General features: G+C 58.1%; 1 protein-coding gene and 1 pseudogene. Both read left to right on the top strand.

Annotated elements, in window-relative coordinates:
- The first annotated feature begins 126 nt into the window (after positions 1-126).
- Entirely contained in the window at positions 127-2,142 is a 2,016-nt protein-coding gene (locus NW837_RS09255) for a diguanylate cyclase domain-containing protein (protein ID WP_414330918.1), read from the top strand.
- Positions 2,143-2,178: 36 nt separating this feature from the next.
- Positions 2,179-2,400, top strand: a pseudogene (locus tag NW837_RS09260) (ABC transporter ATP-binding protein); the annotation flags it as partial.

Below are 2,400 nucleotides of genomic sequence, written 5' to 3' on the forward strand. Positions count from 1 at the left end.
GACACACAAACTCCCCCAACAATTCCATAGGATGACCGTAGAATGGCAGAGACAGCGTGAATTCATAGCTGTTTTTTTCGGCTTGCCCTCCCCGTTGCCCGAGCGTCTACTGGGTGTTCCTAGCCTATGGTTGAAAGGGGGACTGCTGGGCCAGACCAGGCTGGCAGCGTTTATGATGCGCTGACGCGGGCCGATCTGTGGAATCCCCAGGTCATGTACCGTGGGCGCCCGGTACAGGCTCGGGGACGGGCTGTGCTGCGCACCATGTTCGAGAGCGTCAGCGATGGGTTGTTTGTCCTTGAGTGTCTGCCCCCGGAGCCAGAAAGAGGCTCACCTCAACCGCGCTGTCGGTTTTTGGTGGGTAACCCGGCTTTTTGCAGGATGTTTTTTCTCTCCTCTCGACCTATCGAGGGAGAAGAGCTCCAGAGTTGTCTACCGCCTTCTCTGGCTGCGCAGATTCAACTGCACACCGAACACTGCCTCAGCCATGGCCGGCAAGTGAGCTTCGAGCTGAGCCTAACGGCCTCTGCCGCTCCCGACCCAGAGTCGACCCGTGTTCTAATCGTTACCCTTTCTCCAGTAGTTGAGGAGAACAAGCCAATCAGCCGAATTGTCGGCTCCTGTCAGGACATCACAGCACGCAAGCAAGTGGAGTGGCAGCTACAGCGCAGCCAAAAGCAACTGTTGGAGCACAACCGGGCTCTGATGGAGCTCACCCGGCACAAAGCCCTCAGCCAAGGAGACTTACAAGCTGCTCTGCAACAGATTTGTACTACAGCCGCCCATACCCTGGGGGTGGCACGGGTGGGGGTCTGGCTCTACACGTCGGAGCGCTCCAGCATTCGCTGCATCAATCAATTCGAGATCACCCCAGACAACCCCGAGGGATCCCATACTCAAGGGGCGGAGATCTGGGCCAAAGACTATCCCCGTTATTTTCAAGCCCTGGAGCAAGAGCGCACCATTGCTGCCGACCAAGTGGTGGCGGATCCCCGCACCGCCGAGTTCGGCAATTCCTACCTGACAGCAATGGGAGTGGTCTCGATGCTGGATGCCCCCATTCGACTGGAAGGACGGATGGTGGGTGTTCTCTGCCACGAGCACATTGGATCCCCTCGCCACTGGACCTTAGAAGAGCAAAACTTCGCCGGATCCCTGGCGGATTTGGTGTCTCTGGCCCTCGAGATCTCGGAGCGCCGGCAAGTGGAAGAGGAGCTGCGCCAGGCTGAGGAGCGCTATCGCAATTTTTTCGAGAATGCGGTAGAGGGCATTTTTTTCACCGATGCGGCAGGTCGGTATCTCTCCGCCAACCCGATGCTGGCCCAGATCTGCGGCTACAGCTCCCCCGAAGAATTGATGCGCGAAGCGAAAGAGGCGGGCAAGCGGCAGCTCTATGTGGATCCCAGCCAGTGGGAGGAATTTGTGCGGCTATTGCAGGAGCAGGGATCCGTACGCGGCTTTGAGTACCGGCTGCGGCGGCGGGATGGCTCGATCATCTGGGTCCGAGAAAAGGCCCGTTTGGTTAAAGATAAAGCCGGAAACATCCTCGGCTATGAAGGCATCTGCGAAGACATCACCGCCCAAAAGCAGAGCTTAGCCTACATAGAGTTTCGCGCTCATCATGATGCCCTGACAGGTTTGGTGAACCGCGAATCCTTTCGGGAGCGGCTGCAGCAGGCCCTGCAGCAATACTACAGTGAATCTCTGGCCCTCTTCTTTGTGGATTTGGATCACTTCAAAGACATCAACGATACCTTCGGCCACGGTGTCGGCGATGCCCTGTTGCAGGGGGTAGCTGAACGGTTAACCAAGTGCGTTCGCCCTGGAGATATCGTCGCCCGCTGGGGAGGGGATGAGTTCACCCTGCTGCTGCCCCGAATTGGCAGCCCCACAGTGGCAGCGCGTCTGGCTCAGCGGATTGTCGATGCCTTTCAAACTCCCTTCTCCTGCGAGGGCCATTCCCTTTCCGTGACCTGCAGCATTGGCGTCGCCCTCTACCCCCAAGACGGCGTAGAAGTGTCCACCCTTTTGCACCATGCCGACTTGGCCCTCTACCAGGTCAAAGAAAAGGGTCGCAGCGGCTTTCAGCTCTACCGGCCAGTTTCAGGGATCCCGGCAGCAGTCCGCAACACTATCCTGTAAGCTGGTTGGGTCAGAGGCCCTTCTGGTTTGTGATTTGTGCATCCGGGTCGTAGCTATCGCCGTCTCATTCCCTTCATTCGGCCCCATCTGTGGATGTTGTTGCTGGGGCTAACCTGTACCCTTGGCTTTGTGCTAACCATGCCCGCCCTCGCCTACTTGATCGAGTGGGTGGCCCGCTCCATTGGTGCCGGGGATCTGGGGCAATTGCGGATGCTGGCCTTGATTGGGGTGGTGTTTTTCTTGGTGCGCGGCGCTTTT

The sequence above is a fragment of the Synechococcus sp. R6-10 genome, from assembly GCF_047461815.1.
Classification (GTDB): Bacteria; Cyanobacteriota; Cyanobacteriia; order Thermostichales; family Thermostichaceae; genus Thermostichus.